Annotated in this window: 17 protein-coding genes; 10 read left to right on the top strand and 7 right to left on the bottom strand. The window is 47.7% G+C overall.

Features of this window, described 5'->3' with window-relative positions; all coding sequences use genetic code 11:
• The first annotated feature begins 136 nt into the window (after positions 1-136).
• The 5 genes from JSU04_04810 to JSU04_04830 all read left to right on the top strand — a co-directional run bounded on the left by JSU04_04810 (position 137) and on the right by JSU04_04830 (position 8932).
• Positions 137-1159 (top strand): glycosyltransferase family 9 protein, encoded by a 1023-nt coding sequence (locus JSU04_04810; protein ID MBS1969600.1) that lies wholly within the window; start codon positions 137-139, stop codon positions 1157-1159.
• A complete protein-coding gene (locus tag JSU04_04815; protein MBS1969601.1) occupies positions 1159-2427 on the top strand; it encodes a hypothetical protein in 1269 nt (422 codons plus the stop codon). The genes JSU04_04810 and JSU04_04815 overlap by 1 nt, the downstream gene beginning before the upstream one ends.
• 78 nt (positions 2428-2505) lie before the next feature.
• Positions 2506-4380, top strand: a complete 1875-nt coding sequence (locus JSU04_04820) for a hypothetical protein (GenBank protein MBS1969602.1) — start codon at positions 2506-2508, stop codon at positions 4378-4380.
• A 165-nt stretch (positions 4381-4545) separates the two neighbouring features.
• A complete protein-coding gene (locus JSU04_04825) occupies positions 4546-5664 on the top strand; it encodes a hypothetical protein (protein ID MBS1969603.1) in 1119 nt (372 codons plus the stop codon).
• Positions 5651-8932 carry a hypothetical protein gene (locus tag JSU04_04830; GenBank protein MBS1969604.1) on the top strand — a complete coding sequence of 1094 codons (3282 nt, stop codon included), beginning with the start codon at positions 5651-5653 and terminating at the stop codon, positions 8930-8932. The genes JSU04_04825 and JSU04_04830 overlap by 14 nt, the downstream gene beginning before the upstream one ends.
• A gap of 22 nt (positions 8933-8954) precedes the next feature.
• Here JSU04_04830 and JSU04_04835 read toward each other — a convergent pair whose 3' ends face one another.
• A complete protein-coding gene (locus tag JSU04_04835; protein ID MBS1969605.1) occupies positions 8955-9677 on the bottom strand; it encodes an ABC transporter substrate-binding protein in 723 nt (240 codons plus the stop codon).
• Positions 9678-9804: 127 nt separating this feature from the next.
• On the opposite strand from JSU04_04835, the gene JSU04_04840 reads away from it, so the two are divergent.
• Together JSU04_04840 and JSU04_04845 are read left to right on the top strand one after the other, a co-directional pair.
• Positions 9805-11097: a hypothetical protein gene (locus JSU04_04840; GenBank protein MBS1969606.1), complete on the top strand. Its 1293-nt coding sequence runs from the start codon at positions 9805-9807 to the stop codon at positions 11095-11097.
• A complete protein-coding gene (locus tag JSU04_04845) occupies positions 11097-11939 on the top strand; it encodes an MBL fold metallo-hydrolase (GenBank protein MBS1969607.1) in 843 nt (280 codons plus the stop codon). The genes JSU04_04840 and JSU04_04845 overlap by 1 nt, the downstream gene beginning before the upstream one ends.
• 514 nt (positions 11940-12453) lie before the next feature.
• Here the strand turns inward: JSU04_04845 and JSU04_04850 are convergent.
• Complete coding sequence (locus tag JSU04_04850; protein ID MBS1969608.1) at positions 12454-13161, bottom strand: hypothetical protein; 708 nt, start codon at positions 13159-13161, stop codon at positions 12454-12456.
• Between the two features lie 62 nt (positions 13162-13223).
• On the opposite strand from JSU04_04850, the gene JSU04_04855 reads away from it, so the two are divergent.
• From JSU04_04855 to JSU04_04865, 3 genes are read left to right on the top strand one after another with little or no spacing between them, the layout of a single operon-like run.
• On the top strand, positions 13224-14381 hold the full coding sequence (locus JSU04_04855) for a phosphatidylserine/phosphatidylglycerophosphate/cardiolipin synthase family protein (GenBank protein ID MBS1969609.1): 1158 nt from the start codon (positions 13224-13226) through the stop codon (positions 14379-14381).
• 24 nt (positions 14382-14405) lie between these two features.
• Complete coding sequence (locus JSU04_04860; GenBank protein ID MBS1969610.1) at positions 14406-15005, top strand: ATP-binding protein; 600 nt, start codon at positions 14406-14408, stop codon at positions 15003-15005.
• 52 nt (positions 15006-15057) lie between these two features.
• The gene (locus JSU04_04865; GenBank protein ID MBS1969611.1) at positions 15058-16833 is read left to right on the top strand and encodes a hypothetical protein; all 1776 of its coding nucleotides are present in this window, start codon (positions 15058-15060) and stop codon (positions 16831-16833) included.
• A 14-nt stretch (positions 16834-16847) separates the two neighbouring features.
• Here the strand turns inward: JSU04_04865 and JSU04_04870 are convergent, their stop codons facing one another.
• The 5 genes from JSU04_04870 to JSU04_04890 form a co-directional block, all read right to left on the bottom strand.
• Positions 16848-18065: a hypothetical protein gene (locus JSU04_04870; protein MBS1969612.1), complete on the bottom strand. Its 1218-nt coding sequence runs from the start codon at positions 18063-18065 to the stop codon at positions 16848-16850.
• A gap of 8 nt (positions 18066-18073) precedes the next feature.
• Positions 18074-19186, bottom strand: coding sequence for a hypothetical protein (locus tag JSU04_04875; protein ID MBS1969613.1), 1113 nt, complete (start codon positions 19184-19186; stop codon positions 18074-18076).
• A gap of 195 nt (positions 19187-19381) precedes the next feature.
• On the bottom strand, positions 19382-21313 hold the full coding sequence (locus JSU04_04880; protein ID MBS1969614.1) for a response regulator: 1932 nt from the start codon (positions 21311-21313) through the stop codon (positions 19382-19384).
• Positions 21314-21426: 113 nt separating this feature from the next.
• Positions 21427-21897, bottom strand: a complete 471-nt coding sequence (locus JSU04_04885) for a hypothetical protein (GenBank protein ID MBS1969615.1) — start codon at positions 21895-21897, stop codon at positions 21427-21429.
• Between the two features lie 37 nt (positions 21898-21934).
• Complete coding sequence (locus JSU04_04890; protein ID MBS1969616.1) at positions 21935-23698, bottom strand: SpoIIE family protein phosphatase; 1764 nt, start codon at positions 23696-23698, stop codon at positions 21935-21937.
• Positions 23699-23830: the final 132 nt, after the last annotated feature.

Below are 23830 nucleotides of genomic sequence, written 5' to 3' on the forward strand. Positions count from 1 at the left end.
TATTCATCAAATCCTATGCCCGGAAAACTGGGGGCGAGGGCCAACCCTCCCTTTTTGAGGTGTCAAATATTGGACAGGCGACGTTTTTTGGCGCAAGGCTTTTGCCACCGCCAAGGATCTTTGCTAGAGTCCCAACATGGCAGAAAAAGCCCGTTTTTTAATCATTCGCTTCTCCGCATTTGGTGATGTGACTCAGAGTCTCAGCATTCCGTCGGCTATAAAAAAAGCCTATCCGGAGGCTGAAGTTCATTGGATCACGCGCAAGGATATGGCGCCGCTCTTGCGCCATCATCCGGCCATCGATCAAATCTGGGAGTACGATCGCAAGACAGGTCTCAAGGGACTGTTTGCTTTGTTAAAAACCATGAGCACTCTGCACTTCAGCCATATTTACGATGCCCACAACAACCTGCGTTCGCGCATGGTTTACTGGCGTCTGGGCTTGCTCCGCTCAACAAAGTTTATCCGCCGTTCACAAAAGCGCTGGAAAAGATTCTTGCTGTTTAAGCTGCATAAAAATACTTACGAGATGCCGTTTTCTGGACAGCGTGATCTGCTCGAGCCACTGGCTCCGTGGGGGATTGAAAAATCCTTGCCGCCGGCTCCGCAGATTTTTATCGATCCGACAGATCTTGAAAAAGCCGATGCCCTTTTGGGTGAGTGGAAAGATAAAAAGTATGTCGCCCTCGCCCCGTCAGCGGCTTACTTCCTAAAGCGTTGGCCGGTTTCGCACTTTAAGCAGCTGATTCAGCTGATGCCAGATTTGAATTTTGTCCTTCTCGGCGGCCCTGAAGACCGCTTTATCGAAGAACTTCTTAACGTCGCTCCAGAGCGTACGCTGAATACAGCCGGCAAAGCGCCACTGACTGTGAGTGCGGCCCTGGTTAAAAAATCTCAGGTACTGGTTGCGAACGATACAGGACTCTTACATGTGGGCGAGCAGCTCGGTAAGCCGTCCATCGCGTTGATGGGCCCGGCTCCGTTTGGCTTTCCTTCGCGCCCGAGCACAAAGATCATGGAACTAAATCTGCCTTGCCGCCCGTGCAGCAAACATGGCCAGGGACCCTGTGTAAATCAAATCTATCATCAATGCCTCGTCGATATTACTCCAGCTCAGGTTGCGACCGAAGTTCGCAGCAAGCTGGGAGTGAGCCTCTGATGATGCCGGCGTTATATCGCTTTTTTCTTTACCCCCTCGCCTTTGGGATTTTACAGATCCTCCGCCCACTCTTAGGAAAAAAAGCCAAGCAGATGGTGATCGACAAAAACAATCATTTTTTCGAAGTGAAAAATAAAACGGCGGAGTGGATCGCTGCGCACCGCCCGTTTTGGATCCACGCCGCGAGCGGTGAAATTGAGTATGCTCGCCCGGTGATCCGTGAACTTAAAAATAAGTTTCCAAATATCCCGGTGATTGTGACCTTCTCTTCCCCGTCTGCGAAAAAGATCATCAAGAGCCTCGCCGATGTTGATGCCTGGGGAAGCCTGCCTTGGGATTTCCACGGTGACTGCGCAGAATTTGTTGAAAAGTGGCAACCGCGCGCATGGCTCATCGCCCGCACAGATGTGTGGCCCGTGATGGCGACAGTCTGTCGGGAAAAAAATATTCCAAGCCTTCTTTTTGCCGCGACCTTTGCGGAAAATAGCTCCCGTCTTCGTGGGGCTTCGGCAAAAATCACCGAATGGGCTCTGAATCAGTTGTCTGAAGTTCACTGCGTGTCCCTCGACGACGTCCAACAGCTCGAGAAACTTAAACTGCAAGTGCCCGTTCATGTTCATGGCGACACCCGCTTTGATCAGGTTTTCTATCGTCTGCAACACCCAAAAGCGATCAAGAACGAGCTTCGCCCGACGGTGGGCAGCCCGGTTTTTGTTGCAGGCTCTACTTGGCCTGAAGATGAAAAAGTTGTTCTGCCGGCTTTTGCGACGATTAAGAAAAACTGCAAAATGATTCTCGCCCCGCATGAGATTCATGAAAGTCATATGCAGGATTTAGAACGCCAGCTGAAAGATCTGAGCCTTACCTACTGCAAGTACTCAACAGCCAGCCAATGGAAGAGTGAAGACGTCCTGATTGTTGACCAGGTGGGCATCCTTGCCGAGGTCTATACGTGGGGCAGTGTCGCTTTTGTCGGCGGATCGTTCCGTAAGCAAGTGCACAGCGTGATGGAGCCCCTCGCCGCAGGCCTTCCGGTCCTTGTTGGTCCCTATCATCACAACAATCGCGAGGCGCTGGTTTTTAAAAATAAATCAGTCGGTGGACATCCAGCAGTGACGGAAGTGCTTGATTCCGAAACATGCGCAGCAACGCTTTCTCTTCTCATTTTGAGCCGCGCCGTTTTTCCTCAGGCTTTGCAAAAAGAACTTTCACCCTATCTGCATTCGAGTCAGAGTGTTGTAAATTGGTGTGTCCAAAAAGCTCACTAGTCCTTAGTTTGTTTGGGCCATTTGCAACTTATATTCGTATTCGCTTTAGCTGGCCACGGAAGCTCCGATAAAAACACTATGGAGCACAAAGCCTTAGCGTATATAGCCGGATTTTTACTGACCGCCTCTACCGCATTTGCTCAGGAGGGCCACTTCAAAAAACCTCTCTGGTTTGATGTTGTCAACAACGGGGTCAAACTCCGTGATCCTGTCATTCAGTACGACCTTAGCTCAAAAGATACTTTGAAATGGGGCCCACTGAATCTCAAAGAGGACTTCTTTTCTATTAACCTGACCTCCCGTCAGAAACTCGATGCCGAAGGCTCGAAGATGGCGTTCTACAATCAAGAGGACATGGTGCTCTTCTTCGATTGGCCGAGTGAAATCCTGCCCTATGGTAAACTCGACGTCACCGACGCGAACGGAAACTCGGTCTGGAGCAAACAGCTCGGCGAGGCGGAAATTCAAGGCTGGCATGAGAAGATCGTGCAAGTCAAAGAGCAGCTTCACAAGCAAGGCAAGAGCGATACCGACATTGAAAACAACAATCTTTTGAAAAAGACCTATGCCTTCTTCCGCTCAAAGAGCGAACCCGGTCCTGAGCTTAAGATCAACGAAGCTTATAAATTTTGTTTGCAAAATGCTCTTTCTCCGGAAGCTTCGGTCAGAATCTGCACGCCCTTCTACACGATGAAAACCGTGGGAACGCAAATTGAAATGCAAATTGAACATAAAGCCAAAGGTGTTAGTCCCACAGTAAAATTTGAAAACAAAGAACAAGCTCTCGCAGGCCGCATCGCTGTGGAGGCTGAAAAGCCCGTCAGCTTCTTTGCACAGCTGAAATCTGGCGCCCTCGTAGAATTCACAAGCACGGTTCCGGCTTTGAAAGTCTACGACATGAGTACCGAGCAGATCGTCGGCGAAAATCCGGCTCCTGTCTTTATTAAATCCGAAGCCCTTCAAAGCAAAGATCCACTTGATCCGAAAAACAAGCTTTGGAAAGCTTCAAGCAAATCCGTCGACAAAAGCATTTTCTTGCCGGGAGTGGCCGGTGGATTTTTCCAGTACGATATTGCCATTGAGCACCTGCCAGCGGAAAACCTCCGCCCTTATGCCGACGAACGAAACCTGAATGTCACCTACTCTAGCGAAGACAACCTCAAGATCACTCGCAACGGCAAAAAAGAGCCGGAGACGTGGACGACACTCAATCCACAAAAAGAAAAATGGAACCGCAGTTATCTTGCGACAAAGGATGAAAAATACGAATACAAGTCCTATTTGGATATCTATCGCGGTTACGCCGGCGAAGCGAGCTTACGTCTGACAGGCCTCGCTGCGAGTGGCGGAAAAACAGCGGGCATGGCCGAAGTACATTTGGGATATTGGTTCAACTCGATTGCAGGCTGGGACAATTATTACCTGTCACGCCAGCGCTGGGGCCTCAGTGCGAAGTACGTGAGTTTGCTGTCAACCATCCCCGCCACGGCTGACGACGGCACTGTCGAAGACGTAAAAATCCAATCCACCATCGTCGACCTCAAGTACCGTTTTACTCCAGGCCTCTGGGAAAGAGACGAAAGCTGGGGAGCTCTCATTTCTTATGAAAACCTGTCTTATGGCGACTACAAAGTTCCAAAACTCGGTTACGGAATTTTCTGGGCCCGCTCGATGCCAAAATTTTTCGACGACATCTTTAACACTCTCAAGATCTTCCGTTATCCAAAATGGGTTGATCTCGACATCGTCAAGTACAGTACATCGGTGGATTCCAACTACAAACTCGGCGATGACTACGCCATTAACTTCCACGGCAAAATTCTATGGACTCCGCGGTTCTACGGCGAAGCCGGCTTCGGCATAAAGAAGTACTACTTCCTTCAACAAACTACTGAACAGGGCGCCACCCTTAACACCTTCTACGGGACCTTGGGTCTCGGCGTAAATTTCTAGTCTCAAAATGAGACAGATGCTCTGACTGTCCCGTTCCCTAAGAACTGTACAGCCCAAAACGTCACCCTGCCTTTCTAGCGAGCATAAAGGCCTCGTCCTGACGCACACTTAGGCGCCGCCGGCATAGCACGGTCTTTGAACATTAGAGGTTCAGAGAAGGATGCTATGAAAAAGCTGAAGCTGACTCCATTGCGCTTTGTTTTGTTATTAGGTGTGTTCCACCTGATCGGCGCCTCTCTGTCTTTTGCCGCAAGTCCGCTGGAAGCTTCTTGGCGCATGGCCCTTTCGGGCGTCGATGCGCAGGATTCGCAGTCCTCCAGCAAATACGTAGGCGTGGGCCTTGAGGCTCGCTCAAAATACCACCTGCTTCCCGACCTCTACTTCGCTTTAGATCCATTGATTCGTTTTGAAAACGGCAGCTATCAAACCATCGACGGCACTCGCAAAAATGAAAGCGGTCTTTACTTGAAAGAGGCCGCTGCCCACTGGCAGTTCCTGCAGGGTTCAGATCTTTCTGCGGGCGCACTGAATCAGACAAAAGTTCACTCAGAACTTCTTGTCGGCGATCAGGCCTTTCCGGCGGTTCGCGCCGATGTGCAGGTCTTTAAAATCGGCAATTTCCAGACGCTCGTCACAGCAGAACAAGCCATTCCAACCTCCAGCTCGCTGAGTACGAACACCACCGGTGTTGAGTCCACGCCGCGTTTTTTAAGTGCTTCACTGGCGCTGAACTACGAAGCTTCGCTGGGCCACTGGCGCACGCGTCTCGGTACTTTTAGCTATGATAATTTGCCATCAACGGTTGCAACAGAGAGCGGCTTCCGCGGCAACACGGTGATTTCTTTGACCGAGGCTGAATCTAAGTTCGTCTATGAATATCAAGGCGTGGAAGCCCTGACCTCTTTGCGCACACCTGTGATGCGCGGCTGGGATGTGCTGGCTGATGCGTCTTATTTGCAAAATAACAAAGCCCGTGCGGAATTAAGTCGTGCCTATGCAGCGTCCATCGGGTCTGAGTTCTACTTCATCGGCCGTAAGAGCCTTGAGATGAAACTGACGAGCTTCCGTATTGAACCGGATGCCGCCGTCGCGTTTTTTAACAGCAATAAGTTCTATAATACCAACCGCGTTGGTTATAGCTATGAATCCTTCATGAACTTTAAACGTTATAATTTCAGACTCGGCGCCCGTTACACGGAAGCCGAAGTGATTTTCTTGAATCCGACTCAAAGCCGCGAAAAAAGCCTGATGCTCATCCTGGAGACCGCTTATGCAAACATCTAAGCTGTTGTTGAAATCACTTTTGAGCTTAAGCCTGCTAACTCTGGCTGCCTGTAATATTCCGGCGCCTCAGTCACGCACGGATTCTGAAGAAACCAACAAACAAGGTGTCGCAACTTTCTTTATTTCGGAAGTCAAAGGTGACGCCTTGAAGGCCACCGTGGACAAAGGCTCGGCCCTCCCACAGAGCAAGACATTTAACTTTACTGTGTGTTTGAAAGACCGTGCTCAATCGAAGGCTTTGATCGGCCACCCGTTCCGCGTTGAAGAGATCAACAAAGAGCTTAAAACGGATGAAAAAGGCTGCTTGAACTGGAGCGAGGAAGTTCCATTTAACTTCTCTTCAACTCCGAGATATCTCGAGTGGAGCCGCAAAATCACAGCCACCGGCCTGCACAGAGGCACGCGCACGGCGGAGTTTGCCATTAATCCTTGGAATGAAAATGACAACTCAGCCGCGGTCGTAAATATCGAAGAACACCGCCCGGCAACTCTTGTAAGCGATAAAGAAGACGTTAAAGCCGCTCTCCAAGGCGCTGATCTGATAGACAATAAAGACCCGTCAGCTGCTCGCGGCGAAAAAGAAAACCCCGCTGCCAAAAACAACCTTTGGGTGAACGATATCCGTATGCAAAGCACAGAGCAAAAGTTCACACCTGAGTCTGTGAATTTGAACTTTGATCTGGCGATCACCCCCCAGCTGATGGTGTCTACTCTCAGTGGTGAAAAGACTTTACGCGATTTCAACCAAGGAACTTTCAAAGCCAAAGTCTATCTTTTGCACTCTTTGACTGAAAACAACAAAGAAGTCCGTGTTGCCATCGGCGAATCTGAAGTTCAAACCGCGGCGATTCGCGGTAAAAGCCTGTTCATTAAAGTCCCGATGAGCCTGCCGGTTATTCCAACTCGCGGCCAATTGATTTTGGCCTTGGATCTAACATCTGTTGATGATCCTGCCAACATCGGAAACTTCCAAGGCGTGTACAGCATCGGCGAATATGATCAACTCAAAGGCTCTGGCATGCTGAAGCTGATGGCGGTGGTCACCGACACTAAAAACTTCCAGATCGCCAACTTCGTGAATGCGAAACTTTCTGAGCGCCTCGCTCAGCATCCGGATGCGTATATCAAGCCACGCATTGAGATCATGCCGCTAGAGTTCAAATACGTTCGCGTCGGTAAAGAGACGACGTCTGAGCGTGAAATTGTCTATAACGTCAAGGCCTGCCTCCGCAACGGTCTTGAGCAAAAAACCACCCGTGGTTTTACATTCAACGTGACGGGCTTCCGCCAAAGCGAAGGCGACGCTGCAAAGAGTGTCAAAATCACGACGGACAATTCTTCGTGCATTAACTGGGACGACACTCTGACGTTCAAATACTACGAGTGCCAGAAATTCATGAAGGGCTTCATCGAAATCGAAAACAAAGAACTTGCTCTGAAACAACGTATTGATATCGCCATCAACCCGTGGGAATCCTGGGGCACATTCGCCCGCGACCTTCGCTATGTGGACGCGCAAGAACAGCTCCTGACAGATTGCAAGAAGGAAAATGTCCTTCCATCAACATTAACCCTGCGCTCTTTCAACTTTACGACGCAGTCTTTGAACTATGAAATCGATCATCAGCTCAACATGATCGCGAAAAAGAAAGTGCGCTTTAAAGTCGACGCCGTTGTCAGCATCTTTAGCGATATGGCAAAAGGCCGCATGGAAAATGCGCAGAAGCTTCGTCCAGGAGTTTATCTCTTAAAAGGCGCCTTGATTAAAAACCGCGACTACTACAACCAGAAATCCTACGTTGCTTCTTTCGAGAAGCTCGTGACTTCCATTGACGGTGATATCAAAACAGATATCGAGTTTAAAACGGCTGACCTCAAAGCCCTTGGCAACCGCAATACTCTTTTACTCGAGTTGGATCCAGTAAAAGAAGACAAAGTGACCGTCGATAAAGACGGTAACGTCACCGTGAAAGACAAAGTCAGTTCTTTGGATGACATTATTGATTCAAGCACTGGCCTTTATAATCGCACCTTTGGTGCCGCAACAAATATCAACATGGAAAAAGACGCTCAGGACCTGACGTCTTTGAACGCCAGCCTTGTGAACCAATACATGACGATGGCGGATCTGCCAAAGGTAGAATCTGTTCGTAAGTCCCTCGTGCGAGAATACATCAACTACGGTAAAAAAGTGGAAGCGGAGCGCGTGCAAAATCAGCTCAAGCAGTCTGACATGAATGCATTTGTGAAAGACAACGGCCTGAAAGCGGTTCTCGTGAACAATCCAAAATCCTACGAAGACCTGCGCACAATCCTAAGTGGCCGCCCGACTCAAATGGATGACCAAAAAATGCAGGCGTCGATGAATCAACTCATCACCACCGGCAAACTCGACCGCGAACTAACAAAAGGCCTTTGCTCTTATTGGTTCCGCAGCTTTATCGCTAAAGACCTCTGGGACTTCTATGGCAACCATGCCCTGATCAACTGCGGCACTCGCGCCGGCAAGCCGGAGCTGATCTTTACGGTTGAAAAACGCATTTTCGTAAAAGAGCTCGGTGGTTATAAGTATAAAAAAGGCTACAACGCCGGTGTGACCATTGGTAACAACATCACTTTAACGAAGTCACAAACACACTCGAACTACAGAACGAAGACTTTGACTTTCAATATGGGTTTGTCACAGAAATTCGCTGATATCTTCACCATCGGCATGAGCGGCAGCTATGCGATCTCACAGTCGGATGCGAACGCGGAAGCGACAGCAAACAGCACTTCCGTAAATACCAACATCACGCTTTTGCTGAAGCAAAACGTCTTCGAGTTGAACTTTAAACGTTATCAAGAATGCGCCATCGTCAAAGTGAATCCGAAGCTTTTCATGAAAGACGGTCTCTTTGAATCCGCATTAAGCCCACGTTTAAAGCCTGATCAAAAACTGGAAGTGGCAACTCGTGGTTTGATGATCTGCACGGGCGTCGACAGCACAACGCCAAAAACGCGTGAAGAAAATTATTATATTTTAAATCAAGAAACGACGAGTGCACAGGACCAGGATAACGGTGACGATAGAAATCGTAACTTCTTCATCGCCCTTCGCGGCGAAAAAGAATTCCAGCGCTTGATGTATTTTATGAAAGGTGAAATCAAAACACCTCAGTCGGCAACCCGCGAAACGGATGATCATAAAACGATCAATGCAAACTTGGATAAGCTGTTTAACTCAGGACACGCCAATATTCCCGGCAGCTACAACGACACGCACTAAGCATAAAGCTGAGTGCGCTATCTCAGTGTCCGTAGCACTTACGTAAAAACTCAAGACTGCGAATCCCAAACCATGAATAGGACTCTCCGTCGACGATGGCCCCGGCAAGGCCGTCGCTGCGGAGGTCTTCGATCTTTTTATGAAACGGATATGGTTCCGAAGAAAACAACACGAGAGCTTCTTGGAAATCCTGGATCTCGATGACGGGATATTTTTCTTCTGGGAACTCAACAACCTGCGCGCCCAATTGTGCGAGGACAGAGCCAATATAAGTATCACGGCTAATCGCCATCCACGGCTTTTTCCAGATCACATACAAAACGGGGCGCGGCCCGGGGCGCATCGGCGAAATCACCCACTCAATTAAGCCTGGAATATTTTCTTCGCTCCAGTGCAAAGGGCCTTTGTCGATGATGGCCTGCAACTGCAGCGACCACGTGATGAGCTGCTGATTTTTAAACTCTGTCCCGAGGCGCTGAAGTTCAAATTGGAGTGTTGCCAAAGAATGAACATTTGTCGCCAGAATTGGGAACGGACTTTCCTCCGCCATCTCGAGAGGATTTTCCTCTTGATCCATCAGAATCAGATCCGGCTTGAGGTCATGAATCATTTCCCAGTTGGCCTCTTTGGTGCCACCGACAACAGGAATATTTTTTACTTTGTCAGCCGGGTGAATACAGAAACGTGTTCTTCCCACCACAGGGATTCCTGCGCGCAATAATGTTTCAGTCCAAGAGGGTACCATCGAGACAATTCGCATCCTTTGATACCACCAATTATTACTTAATGAGTCAAGATTGCTGTATTGTCACTTGACCCTTTCCGCCCGTCTAAGGGAAAACTGAGGTTTATTTTTGACGGAGAGCACATTCATGAACTCGGCTGCATTTTTAAAGAAAAAACCTGAACTCAGTCCCTACAAAAAAGGCGATGTCCTCGTCCTTTTCGGTGAACTTTTTCAGCGTGGTTATGCCAACGGTCTCGTTGAAGAAGCAGAAGCCCGTGGTATGACCATTGTCCGCGCCACCGTGGGCCGCCGTGAAGACGGCAAACTTCGCCCTCTGACAGCGGAAGAGTCCGCAAATATTCCAAAGCCATTCATCAATGTTCCGCTTGAGGCCGGTTTTGATCTCGAGCCGGATTCCGAGGGCCACGCGCCGATTGATCAACTGAAGGAGATCAAACTTTCTGATTGGGAAAGTGCGAAAGTAAACTTTGCTTCACTGGAAGACAGTCGCCAAAAAGCAATCGCTCGTTTTCGTAAAAACGTCGAAACATTCATGCATGAGCTCGAAGCCCACATCCCTGCTGGAGCGAATGTTCTCTTTGCTCACTTGATGGCTGGTGGCGTTCCGCGCACTAAAATCGTGATGCCTTTGATGAACCGTACTTGCAAAGGCACCGGCGACCGTTATTTGGCATCTGAGACTTTGTGGAGCTCCGACATCGGCAAATTCTGCGCAATGAATTTCCGCGAAGTCACAGCAGAAACTTTGCGTCACTTGCTTGAACTTTCAGCACCTCTTCGCCAAAAAGTCGAAGGCAAAGGTGGCCGCGTGGCCTACACGGCCTACGGTTATCATGGCACTGAAATCATGATCGACGGCGAATACCGCTGGCAAACCTACACCCCTTACATTCAAGGCTGGGCGAAATTGGATCTTGAAAAGATCGCAACCGATGCTCACGCAAAAGGCATCAATGTCTGCGTTTACAACTGCCCAGAGATCCTCACGAACTCAAGTTCGATCTTCCAAGGAGTTGAAGTATCACTTTACCCTCTGACGGAAGCTATTGAAAAAGAGTGTAAAAACAATGCCGCTGGACAAAAAATCATCGCCGACTGCAAAGCTCTTTTGAAAGATGGCTCGAGCCTCGATGACATCATCCATATCGCCGACACTTACTTCAATCGCCCTGAAATCAAAGAGCATTGTGTCTTTGCGAAATGGCCTCAACACAGCAGCAAGCAACAGCTTGAGATTATGTTGAAAGCTTCGGATGACCTCATCGCCCTCCACAAGGACGAAAAAAAGCTCATCACTTTTGAACTCAGCGAAGTTGTATTTAAATCCTGCGGCTATGTTATGTTACATGATTCGTGGAAACCTCAGGTCCCTGTGGCTTGGATCGGCCACGATCTTGTGGCACGCTGTATTCACTGATGGGATTAACGAACGGTGCGGACTACAGCTACGACGGAATTCACCTGAGGGGAGTTTCCCTCTCGGGCATCCGCACTGCCATTTCAATGCCTGAGCTCTCACTTTCTTTCGATGTGGCTCAGGGCTATCCCTATCTTTTAAACCTCAAGCAATACTTTATAAGTCACGGCCATCTAGATCATGCGGCTGGGATTCCTTACATCATCTCGCAGAAAGCGATGAACCGCCAGGATGCGCCGAAGTTTTACATGCCACCAAGCCTGGTGGAGCCCATGGATCGCATCATGAAGACCTGGCAAGAGATCGAAAAGCATGAGTACAAGTACGAGTTCCACCCTGTCGAGACCGATTCCGAAATTCCGGTGAAGGGGCCATTCTTTGTGAAAGCCTTCCCGACCCTGCACCGGGTGGAGTCCTTTGGCTATACACTGTTTGAGACCACCAAGAAGCTTGCAAAAAAGTATCACGGCCTCGACCAGCAGGAACTCGTGAAACTCAAGCACGAAGGCCACATTCTGAATGAAACGATCCACACACCCATCGTGAGCTTTACCGGCGACACGCAGATTGAGTTTCTAGAAAGCCGCCCCTGGGTCCGAGAATCGCGGATCTTGATGATGGAGGCCACTTACCTCGATGACCGCAAACCCATCGAGCAGGCTCGCCAATGGGGACACACACACCTCGACGAGATCCTGCCTCACTTGGACGAAATTAAGAGTGAAAAGATTGTTCTAATTCACACCTCGAGCCGCTATACGTGGGACGAAGCGCTGAAAATTCTGCGCGAGAAAGTACCGGCGCGGCATCGCGACCGGGTGGAGTTGTTTCCGGGACGGTAAGCTGCTCGGGATTTTGGTGGTGGCTCCGCACTTCTTTCTGCATCCTGATAATCGGGGCGCCTGCCCCGACTCGAAGAGCAGCGAAGCTCACCCCGCTTCCTGCCGGCCGTCCGGGCCGTCAGGTTTCTGTACCTTGGGACACTCTTCGATCTTGTTTTGTACTTTGATACGAAGATCGTTCCCTGCGAATCGTCTATTATACGACCGGGTCGTCTTATAGACGAGTTGTTCTTAGGGGTTCTCGTTAGACTTAAAGAGCGTTTCAGTGAAATGGTATAATAGACGACCTAATCGTATAATATACCATTTCACTTAAGCCCCTCTTCTGCGAAGAGCGGATCGCGCTTTATTGCGGAAGACTCCCTCCAATCAAAACTTCGAATTAAGTACTTGTATTTGGAGTTCATTCCCAGACGACCACGATGGTCGTCTGGCCCCGTTCCCAAGGACGGACGGCCATCGCGAATTCCGCGACTGGGCGAGCGAAGACCGAAACAAACATTTTAAGAAATTCCTAGCGACCCAGGAGGTCGTTCTCATCGAGCATGATTTTGCGGCTTTTGATTTTCTTTGTTTTGAAGTGCTGTAACCATTCCGTCGGCTTGCGCTTGTTCCAAACCGCTGCCAAACGGGTTGCAAAATACAGCGGGCTGTATCCCTGACCTTGATATTCTTTTGGAGCCTTGATGGCTGTTAGCATCTCAGGACCAAAATAGCTTTGTGGCATCATGCGCTCATTGCCGATAATCTCACCGATAATGATCACATCTTTCGCCTGCCCCATCACCGTGCGACTTAATGCAAGTCCGGGCTCACCTTCTGCCGCATGCCCTGTCGGCGCAATCACGAGCTTTCCGCTATCAACCTTTTCACCAAGGATTTGAATCAAGTCTTTTGTTTGATCACTGGCCTTTTTGTTCCACGAAAAGAAGTAGAAAGACACCTCTGGCGGAGGATTTTTAACTTTCTCTAAAAGATCTTTCTCAGAATAGTTCCCCTTATCGTCATAAGGAGTCAAATTCACTAACTCACAGTTTTTACAGCTTCCCTTGAAGGAATCAAACACAGGCGTGATTTTCTTTTCAAAATCTTCTTGTTTCTCGGTAGAGAAATAACCGATCACCACTTTACCGTCATCAGCGGCTAAAGCATTTACAGAAACCGTCGTAGCGACAGAAAATAAGAGCGAAAAAGCGATCAAACGCAGAGCGATATTTTGCATAGAAAATATTATGAACTCGACTTTTTAGCGATGTCGACCAAAATATGATTCAACGTTGCATCATGACTAAGACTTGGGAACAAATTCAAATTTTTCATAGCGGTGATGAGTTCTTTACTGAATTAATCTCCAGCATCCGGCGCGCAGAAAAGACGATCACGCTGGAGTTCTATATTTTTGAAATCGATGCCTTGACCGATATTCTCCTGAAAGAGCTTCAGCTCGCCGTCTTACGTGGTTGCGAAGTGCGTTTACTGGCCGATGGCGTCGGCAGTTTATTCTATTTGGATGCTCTACAAAAACGCTGTGTTCGCGAAGGTGTGCATTTTCGCATTTATCATCCACTGCCGAGCTTTTTGCATTGGCTGGCTCGATTGCCTCAAGAGCTGTTTTCAAAAACTCCGGGATTTTTCCGCCGCGCGAATCGTCGCAACCATCGAAAAACCGTTGTGATCGACGGCGAAATTGCTTTTGTCGGCAGCTTCAATATGACCCGGGTTCATTTTGAAAAAATGGTAGGTGTTCAAGCCTGGCGCGACTCCGCCGTTAAAATCAAAGGCGAAGCGATTGAAAGCCTCATTGCGGCATTTGATATCGCGTGGGCCTTTGCGCGAAAAACTCCACTCTCACCGACCCACATGGCTTTTCTACGCGAGAAAATCACCCTCGTCCTGCGCGGTCACGAAATGCTGCGTTTGAATGTGAACGATAAAATCCGCCGACACCTTTATAAAGATCTTTGCCGCCGCATTCTTCACGCCAAAACCCGCGTCTATGTTGTCACAGCTTACTTCTTGCCAAAGCGAGCCGTTCTGCGAGCTCTTGCGAAGGCTGCCAAACGAGGCGTGGATGTAAAAATAATTATCCCGGGACCAAGCGATGTCCCGCTAGTGAAATGGGCGGCTTATGAACTCCCACACAAGCTGCAAAAAGAGGGAGTAAAACTTTACGAATACCAAAAGCGGGTTCTACACGCTAAATACATGGTTATTGATGACTGGAGCACCATCGGCTCCTTCAACCTTAATCATCGAAGTATTTTACACGACCTAGAGGTCGAAGCCGTCATCACGGATGCTGAAAGTCTAAGCAACATCACTCAGCAATTTGCGAAAGATATTCAAGCTTCTCAGCCCCTCGAGCCTAAATATTACGAGAAAGGCTCCCTTTGGTTCCATTGGCTTGCCAAAACTCTGTTCAAACTGCGATATTGGTTCTAGCAGTCTGAATACTTGGGGAACTCAATGAATACGATCAAGATCGCCGTTACCGGTGGCCCATCTGGCGGAAAAACCACTTTGATTGAAGCACTTCAAAAAGAAATGGGAAAAACCGTTTCGGTCGTGCCAGAATCAGCTAGTATTCTTTATCGTGGCGGATTTCCGCGCATTAAATCTCGCAACGGCCTTATTCACGGACAAAAAGCGATTTACTATACTCAAAAAGAACTCGAAGACCTGATTTTCGTGGAGCACAAACCAAAACTCATGGTCTGCGACCGCGGCTCGATGGACGCATTGGCATACTGGCCCGAAGATCCTCAAAGTTTTTTCGAGTTGATTCAATCTACTCCCGAGCGAGAATACGCACGTTACGATTGGGTGGTACACTTGGACACGGCGGCGACTGAGAATTACGATAGCATGAATCCCATTCGCACTGAGTCGCCGACGGAGGCGATTGCCCTGAACCAAAGAATTTTGGATGCTTGGGCGCAACACCCACGCCGTATCCGCATTAATCAACGAAAAGACTTCCTTTCGAAAATGGCCGCAGCTCATGGAGTGATCCAAGCAATTATGAATGGCGAAAGTGTCGAACAGATTCGCAAAACTTTCGAATAATTCGAGATAATTGTTTGCATCGGGGGGCTCCCGTCGGTCACAATGATCTCATATGAGAGCACTTCGATTTCTTTTTTCGACAATGGCATTCGGGGCCGCCGTAACAACGGCCCATGCAGCCGACTCCATCCCTCTCTTTTTCCAGGCTGACAAAAACAATATTCAAGTTCTTCCGCAGCGGTTTGAATACAACCTCGTGGATGAAGATCATATCAAAATCGGTGACATCGTCATTGACGGTACGACATTTGGTTTTCAAATTGCTCCGTCTGTGAACTTTCCGGGAAAATACCGCGCGCGTTTCATTTGGCCTGCTGGTCTTTTGAAAGAAGGTTCTCTTTTGCTAAAAGACAATACCGGAAAAGCGGTTTGGACCACGAACTTCAATCGTAAAACAATTAAACTCGTCAATCGCGAAAACAATGAAGCGGAAAAGGCCGAAGACAAGGCGCTGCGCACCCAGCTTGCAGAGCTGATCGTAGATCAGCTGAATCCGGCACTGATTGAAGACATGAAGTACTTTCCGTTCATGAACTTCTGTATTTCACGGACTAATCAGGACACGCGCATTTATCTTTGCTCAAAAGAATTATATCTGACGACTAAAGACAATCGCATGACGGTTCGAGCTCGCTCCCAAGGTAAGCGCACGCCGTTTGTGGAAATCAACGGTAAGAGTGTCGGCAATCAAGGCAGCATCTTCCTGAATAATGACAGCGAAAATATTGGTTTCCGCGCGATGACTCAATCGGGAGCCGTGCTGGAAGTTGAAACCCGCATGAAGCCGGTGGATTTCAAAGACGTGGTTTTGACTCCCGACAAAAAAGAACTCGTGATCACCGCTTCAGGAACTGAACCCGTCAACGAAGATAAAGTAAAACGCATTTCCGATGACGAGTGGCAATTCAATATCGACGCCGAACGCCCGATTTTGTACCTCAAGGGCGAAGGCAACATTCCGATGCGCCAAGAGTTCTACATTAAAGGCGATGTCCCTATCGATGCCGCACGCCCTTTTGTTGAGCAAAACTCTTTCGATCGTATTTACAAACCGGAACTCACTCTGCGTGGTACTTACGTTGCCGGCACATCTGTGAGCTCCAATGCCCCGAATGAAAAAGTTGATAAACTTGAAGACAACCGCTTCCGCTGGCGCCTAACGGAAATTCCTGCCGGCGAAACCTCACGCCACTACCTGCGCGTCAGTCACGAGCAAAATTCTTACCTCGCCGCTTACGATGTGTATCGTGACTTTCCGTTTGAAGCCGGCGGCTTTATTTCTTACTGGACACCGGCTGCGCAATTTTATGGGGATTTATTTGTTACTTGGTGGATGGAAAACTTCATGGGGAGCGACGCCAATTGGTCGCGCCTGCACTGGGGGCTTAATTTCAAAGAATCTCTGATGCTCACCAAGAAAGACGGCGAAGCCAATGTGAACATCACTCATCTAGAGCTTTTATGGCGTGCAAATCCCGGATTTCACTTCCAAGACAAAACCTGGGGTTTATCTATTCCTTATGAAGTGATTCAAGGCAACGGCATCAGTGTGAGTGGCTTTGGTTTGGGCGCGTTCTATAGCGATAAAGCGCAGAAACGCTATCAGCGCTATATGCATTGGTATGATGTTAAGTTCGATTACCTGACCGGCATGGGGAGTGGCGATGTGAAACTTAAGAGCGCCATGAATTTGCTTGGAACAGCTTACTATCACACGGATAAACGCATGAGCTGGAGTTACGGCCTCGGTGTCAGTCAGTACAGTTTTGATCCAGGCACTTCAAAAATGCAGTTTATTCTTCGCGGTGGTGCGAACTACCGCTTCTAAAGTGGTTTTCACAACTACTCCGCAGTATGATCAATAGCCCATTTCACCGCGCCGTACTCGTTCGGACTTGTAACGTTATCCAAACCATAGGTGATGACTTGTTTGCCGTCTCCAGCTTGAATCAACATCAACCGATGACTTGAAGGAAGCGAAACAAGAAGTGCGCTCTCGCCACTTGCTGAAATATCTTTTCCGCTCAGAAGCTGCTCTAAGCTCACGGACTTGGCGCCATTTTCATTTAATACATACATCTTCACTTTTCCGCCGGCAGAGGTCTCAGATTTCATAACTCCAGCAACCAACTGGAAAGTCTCATCCATAGATGCCTGGCTGCCTGCGATTTTCGCCGGCGCACTCGGTGGAGCTGCCACGGATTTTTTCCCGATCCTCAGATATCTCGAGATAATATCCATCATCGCTGCCGTGTCTGTTTTTTCTTTAATGGCGCTCCAGGAGTCAGAGTTTTTATGATGTAATAAACTCTTCACGAGATCCTGCTCGCTGTAGTAACCGTACAAAACAACACCGAGCAGAACATATTTGAACGCTTGCTTCTTGATAACGCCCTTCATGAAATCCGCATTCGAGCGGCCCAGTGCTTTCAAGAAAAGCATTCTCATACTCTCTGCAGAATTAACTTCATCTTTTTTAAGATAACGGGCAAGCGGCGCAAACTTTAAGAAGTCCTTGAGCAGTTTTCCCTCGATCACAACAGGGGCTTCCACACGCTGAACGCCATCAAATGGATTTTCGCTACCGATATCTTTGATGCCCATCTCTTCGGGACTGTAGCGCGTTTTAGTCAACGAAAGGCCATCTAGTGAGGTTGGCTTTTTCTCAAAGACATTTTTTTCACCGTTCGGCTTGATGATACTGATCTTAGCAAGCCTGAAGGCCGGAAACATTGAGCGATTATCTGAAGCGTATTCATACTCTAAGCTCCAGCCGAACTTCAGAGGCTGCCCTAGATATAGCTCTCCTTTTTCTAGGGTGAGCTTCTTACTAAAGGATTCCCCAAGAGTGGTCGTTGTCATCTTCAGAAGACCTAAAACGGCCTCGGCCTGGTTCGTCGGATTTTCATTTCCTTGGTAGGTGAATATTCCGGTTGAGAGAATAAGACCCGGTATCGTCCCAAAAGCGTCTTCGCAAGACATTCCATGCGCCAGGCCGGCAGAAGGCATAAACCCAAGGATGCTTACGAATGTTAGAAATGACGACAATACCTTACGCATAAAATCCTCTAAAGCTTTTTAGGCTCATTCATCGTTTTTAAACCTTTGATGTAATGCTTAAGCAGTTTTGTTTGAGCCAATCTATTTTGAATTCCGCGAGACATCTCTTGATGATCGAAAGGCTCGATTTTGAAATGTCTCTGAATCTTGCTTTGCACCTGTTGAATGTAAACAGGCGACGCTCCGATACTTTCAAGAGCTTCTTTAAAATAAATCTGTGTTTCAGCGACATCTTTATAGTCGCCAATAGTTCCCGCAAGCTCACTGATAATCGAAAACTCATACTGGGGCACCTTGATCGGCTGCTCAACCAGGATCTCACTGGATTTTGTGTATTTCGAATTCATCAGTTTGGGATTTTGCGCTAAGAGCTCGTTAAACCATCCGTTAATACCCGTCGGCAAATCCGTTTCTGGCTGCAACTCGACAAGCCCCTTAAGGGCGTTGACTTGAATAAGAAGAGAACGCAATTGACGTCGCAGTCTATGAAGTCCTTTTTCAATATCAGGGCTATCGAAAGCACCCGCTTTGATACCTTTTTGAACTTCCTCAGCCCGGTCCCGAAGATTTTCGATCAGAAACTTGCGCTCTTTTTTATCCTCGCTCCAGCGGCCTTTTTTATCGAGTTCAGCCTTGAGCAGGCGAATGGTTTGCTCTGGGGATTCCCAGAGGCCCGATTCTTTCATTGTTTGCAAAAGAACCTCTTTGGCCTGCAGCTCTTTTGCTCTGAAATAGGGCTCTAAAACAGGCTCGTCGATTTTGACGGCAACTTTTCGCAGAGAAACCGCAAGGTCATAATCACCAAAGACACCCTGCCAATCTTTAAAGTTCGAGGTCTTTTTCGCGAAGAATTTTGTATTCTGAGCCATCACCATTTGTGAAAGGCCTTGAAGTCTAAAAAAGTTCTTACGGACTTCTTCATTCATTAAAAGCTTGAGTTTTTGGTCATCAGAAAGATGCTTACTGTCGGCAAAGAGGGTTTGAATTGTATCGAGCTCCTGATTCAAAAATCTACGGGCCATAGAATGATCCTGCTCAAATACTTGGGCGCAGATTTCCTGAGCTTGGGCAAAGCTCTGGAAAAGTGGTAAAGCCAAAAGTATTAACAGCAAGGTTTTCAAAGGAACCTCTTTCAATTCATTAACAGTCGTTAGCAAAAAATGTCATCCACCTCCGGCATCTGCACCTCAAGTGCTAATGACGGAGAAGGACTCTTATACAAGCTAATAAGCAACCGAAGTGCCAAGCAGGTCCGATCTCAAAATGAGACGGATGCAGGAACCTGTCTTTAGATTTTATATGAATGCAAAGGGGGGCTATTTCTTTTTGAAGAAACCGGAAACCATCTTCTTAAGGTCCATGTTCAGAAGATCTTCCTGCTTGCCGGCAGAAGCCAATTGATTGAGCTCACGTCGCGCCACAATCATGGAAGAGTTCAAAGCCAAACACTTCTCGAAAGATTTGCGTGCACCACTGACATCGCCCTTCGCTTTTTGCAACAGGCCCGTCACGAATGGGAACAAGGCATCGTACTTTTCATCCGGCGGCACCTGCATGAGTTCGAACTCAATATCTTTGAGCTGCTGGATTTTCTTTTGCGGATCCAAGATACCAACCTTCGCCCATGCGTTGTATAGATGGGCCTGCTGCAAGCTTGGATTCAAATCCATTACTTGAGTCATAAAGTTGGCTGCTTTTGCGTACTGATTGAGCTGCAAAGCGTTCTTTGCTTCTTCCAGCAAGGAAGTCGCACGTAATTTCTTTTCAGCTTCTGATTTCAAATTCGATTGCTTAAACTGCTGACGTTGGCCCGCATCGAGGTACGAGGTACAAGCTTCCGTCACGCGAGTACGGATTTGCCCCCAGAGTCTGTAAGCCTCACCTTTTTGATCGCGCGGCTGTTCACCGAGCATCGGCAAGAACTCATCGACCATGCCGCTGACAGTTGCCACGGTCTCTTGACCGAGACCGAAGTATTCCACCACTTGCAGATGATTTTTACCCTGCAAATCAGCATAGATTTTACGAAGAGCTTTTAACTGCTCTTGTGGATTCACAACGGCCTGAGATTTCGAGAACGAAATCAGACCTTTTGTCAGCAAAAAATGAATCGCCTTATGAACCGCCGCTTCGTGATAACCAGGCTGTCCTAAAAGGTCCATCAAAGTCACACCACGATCGAGGTTTTCCAAGAAACCTTCAAGGCTTTGGATCAAAGACATTTTCAGTGCCGGATGATCTTCACGATACGTCGAGCTGCGCGTAATACGGTAGCTCGCCCACATCATATGCATAGATTTGAGCCACGCCGCACTCAGCTTTGAAGCAATCCAGTCATGCAAGAAATAAGACAGAGAGTCGGAATCAATGCTTGGCTCGATCATCTCAACTTCAACTGAAGCAAAGTTGATGCGGATCATTTGGTCCACGATGGTGCGAGACAAACGGATATTCATCTGTTCAGTCAGAATCAAGTCAAACGCATGCGGGCTCAGCTTATTGGCTTGAATCATGCGCTGACCAAGGCGGCGCGGGCTCTTGTCACTCAGAGCCTCCTGAACATCTTCAGGAGTCGCATAACCGCTTTGGATCAACATTTCGCCCAGATAAGTCGTCTTATCCTCAATATCAACGCCGACGATCACACCGTTCGAGAAGGAAACGCCCGACACATTGCCGTCAGCGCCGTAAATATTTAAATGCCCGGAGCTCTTAGTTTCAACCAGCAAGCTGTAAACAAACGGCAAATCAAAGCCGCTGACTTCTTCCAAAGACTCGATGAGTTTTCTCTTCTCGCGAGTCGAAACCATCGTGCGGCCGAAAATTTGATACAAGTTTTTACGTGGCGAAGCTTCTTCTTTGCGATTGGCCTCGTCGACTTTGACGAGCTTTAAGGCTTCATTCAAATCAAACGGCTTTTTCAAGAATGCAACAGCTTGAGTTTTCTTTGTTGCATCTTGAATAAAGTCTTTATCAGAGTAGATACCGCTCATTAGAACGGTTTTAAAGCGCGCTTTATTGCCGAGCTCTTTGCGGATCTTTGTGACGTAATCCACGCCCATCATCTGCGGCAAAAGACAGTCGATGAAAAGCATATCAATCTTCTCTTTATTGAGAACTTCCGTGGCCTCATCTGGCTGTGTCACCAAATAGACCTCATGACCAACACGCGAGAAGGCCTCTTTGAGAGCTTCCCCTAATGTGCTGTCATCTTCTAAGATTAAGATTTTTACTTTTGCATCTTCCACGTGATTTCTTCTCGGCAGAAAATGCTTGGAATTTAACGGAGTTAAGGCCCGAACTGGACCTTAAACTTTGGCGAGCAACTGGAAACAGGACCTAAGACAAGTCCTGGTCCCGACTACTTCTTGATAAACTTGAAATACTTAGATTCGATAACATCCATTTCCATGGCATTACCTTCCTCGTCCTGGACTGTCGCCGGCGGATTCACGCTGTTTTCTGTGAACTCTGTCCCAAGACGAAACAGGACGTTCTTTTCAGAGCCGGATTCGTCATTGTAATAAGGCACGAAGAAAGATTGAACTTTTGCATTGGCAGGCAAGAAGCCATCAACCATGTTGATTTGGTCAACGATCACCTTAGGGCATTCGTTAAACGTGATAGACGCCGCAGGGGCCGTACTCATCCACTTGATCCACTCGCGAATGCCGCAAGAATTGATGCTCTTCAAATTTCCCATTTGAATTTCAATTTGACCGGCACCTGCAAGGCTCAGCTGAGTAAAGTCCGCATCCTCATCGATAGACCCACCCATAACTACATTGAGTTTGTCGCCCGCTTTATTCATTTGGACATCAAATTTTCCCATGATGCACTCCTTGCTCTACATACTACAGCTTATAAATTTAAACGCTCGGATCATTTTTGACTACAAAAAATGTAACGTCATCAATGAGAGCTTGCCCTTGACGATGGTCCTGCATCATTTGAGCAAGACGTGCCACAGATTCGTTGGCCGTAGGATAGTCCTTGTTGGCATTGACCAGGGCTTTAATAAATTCCCGCTCTCCCCAACTCATCTTTGCCCCATTTTGAATATCAGGGATACCGTCAGTATAGAAGAATACCATATCTTCGGGCTCTAGTGTGACTGTGGTTTGCTTATACTTTGTCTCACGATTTTGACCCAAACGTGGATTATTCACTTCATTCAAAGGAATTAAATCCTTTTTCTTCAGCGCACTGCCACCTTTTTTGATCAAGAATGGCGCTTCATGAGACGCATTAGCATAGGTCAATTCGGATGTCTCAGGATCAAAAGAAGCCAAGAAGAATGTCATCATGATACGTCCTTTAGACACATCATAAATGGAACGATTCAGAAGCTCGAGCGCTTGCGCCGGAGTGATATTCAACCGCTCAATAATTGTGGAAGCCGATTTCGCAGCACTTGTTATCAGCGCCGCCGGAGCTCCGTGCCCCGTCGCATCTCCAATCCACAAGAAGATCTTCTTACCGACCTGACAATAGTGCCACCAGTCGCCGCCGCACTCACTCGCCGGCTCGTAAAAACCAGAAATCGAAAGAGGACCCATTTTAGCTTCAGTTTCCGGAAACAGTGTCTCTTGCACCGTCTTCGCGGTTTGCAGCTCGGATTCCATACGCGCTTTTTGTGCCGTCTCATCGAGCAAACGTGAGACTTCGGCTGCCATCAGATTAAAGTTATCAGCTAGCGCACCCACTTCATCCGATGACTTTACATCAACACGGATATTGAAATCTCCTTCAGAAACTTTCTTGGTCGCCTGGAACAATGATGTCAAAGCGCTGGTGATGGTGCTCGATGCAAGCAAGCTGATGATCGCGGTTGCTGCGAGCAGGATGCCGAAGAAGATCAAAGATTTGCGAATCAGGATTTCAACAGCGCCCAAAGCTTTTTTCTTTTCAACTGTTGAGATCACCAAAAGATCGCCGAAACCGGCACGCGAATAAGAAACAAGCCAGTCTGTGCCACTACTGTCTTTAACTGTTTCCGCCCCTTGAGCCACTTTGTTATCTTTATTATCCAAGAAACGCAGCGGGAAGCTTGTTTGTAGCTGAGTCCCTACCGTTCCTTCTGGACCAAACAAGACTGTGCCATCTTGAGAGGCCAAGAAGAGTCTTTGCGACGATTGAGCTTTGAACATCTCAGCCACTTCCGAAAGACGTGCGATCATCATGAACACAGTATTCTGATTTTCATTCGTACCTTTGACTTTTTCGAAGATAAATAAACGATCATCGTGGTACGGAGATTTAACAATACGACCCGTTTGCTCAAGCTCAGCGAAATATCCCGGCAAGAATTTCTCAAGACCGAGTAAAATTCCATCTGTCGATCGCGCCGTTTTTTCGACGAGATTTGCTTTCTCATACTTTTTTGCGTCCACATTGTATTTGAACGCGACAACGGACTCTAGACTAAAGTCGTTGGCGAAAATGAGATTTGTCTGAGAGGTAAACTCACCGTTTGTTAAAAAATCTTGAAAAATTGGTTTAGCTTCATTCAGAAGTGAGTTCAGTTGTGCCTTGACCTGTGAAGCCATAGCTCCTGAAACGTTGCTTGAAGAGTCAAAAACGTATGCAACTTTGTCACTTTCGAAGATTTGTACGGCCAGAAACAGATAGATAGACAACGTTAACAGCGGAATTAACGTCAGTAACAACAGAATTTTATATCTTATTGATATGCCAGACTTTTTCACCAATATGAGTATGCCCCACCAAAACCACCCTGTGTAGGTCTAGGTTTTAGATCTTAG

The organism is Bdellovibrionales bacterium, from assembly GCA_018266295.1.
Taxonomy (GTDB): Bacteria; Bdellovibrionota; Bdellovibrionia; order Bdellovibrionales; family Bdellovibrionaceae; genus JACMRP01.

Excerpts from the sequence above, each read along its gene's own strand:
- JSU04_04845 (MBS1969607.1), top strand. The coding sequence starts at position 11,097 with ATGGGATTAACGAACGGTGCGGACTACAGCTACGACGGAATTCACCTG.
- JSU04_04815 (MBS1969601.1), top strand. The coding sequence starts at position 1,159 with ATGATGCCGGCGTTATATCGCTTTTTTCTTTACCCCCTCGCCTTTGGG.
- JSU04_04835 (MBS1969605.1), bottom strand. The coding sequence starts at position 9,677 with ATGGTACCCTCTTGGACTGAAACATTATTGCGCGCAGGAATCCCTGTG.
- JSU04_04810 (MBS1969600.1), top strand. The coding sequence starts at position 137 with ATGGCAGAAAAAGCCCGTTTTTTAATCATTCGCTTCTCCGCATTTGGT.
- JSU04_04850 (MBS1969608.1), bottom strand. The coding sequence starts at position 13,161 with ATGCAAAATATCGCTCTGCGTTTGATCGCTTTTTCGCTCTTATTTTCT.
- JSU04_04885 (MBS1969615.1), bottom strand. The coding sequence starts at position 21,897 with ATGGGAAAATTTGATGTCCAAATGAATAAAGCGGGCGACAAACTCAAT.
- JSU04_04825 (MBS1969603.1), top strand. The coding sequence starts at position 4,546 with ATGAAAAAGCTGAAGCTGACTCCATTGCGCTTTGTTTTGTTATTAGGT.
- JSU04_04840 (MBS1969606.1), top strand. The coding sequence starts at position 9,805 with ATGAACTCGGCTGCATTTTTAAAGAAAAAACCTGAACTCAGTCCCTAC.
- JSU04_04865 (MBS1969611.1), top strand. The coding sequence starts at position 15,058 with ATGAGAGCACTTCGATTTCTTTTTTCGACAATGGCATTCGGGGCCGCC.
- JSU04_04855 (MBS1969609.1), top strand. The coding sequence starts at position 13,224 with ATGACTAAGACTTGGGAACAAATTCAAATTTTTCATAGCGGTGATGAG.
- JSU04_04830 (MBS1969604.1), top strand. The coding sequence starts at position 5,651 with ATGCAAACATCTAAGCTGTTGTTGAAATCACTTTTGAGCTTAAGCCTG.
- JSU04_04870 (MBS1969612.1), bottom strand. The coding sequence starts at position 18,065 with ATGCGTAAGGTATTGTCGTCATTTCTAACATTCGTAAGCATCCTTGGG.
- JSU04_04820 (MBS1969602.1), top strand. The coding sequence starts at position 2,506 with ATGGAGCACAAAGCCTTAGCGTATATAGCCGGATTTTTACTGACCGCC.
- JSU04_04860 (MBS1969610.1), top strand. The coding sequence starts at position 14,406 with ATGAATACGATCAAGATCGCCGTTACCGGTGGCCCATCTGGCGGAAAA.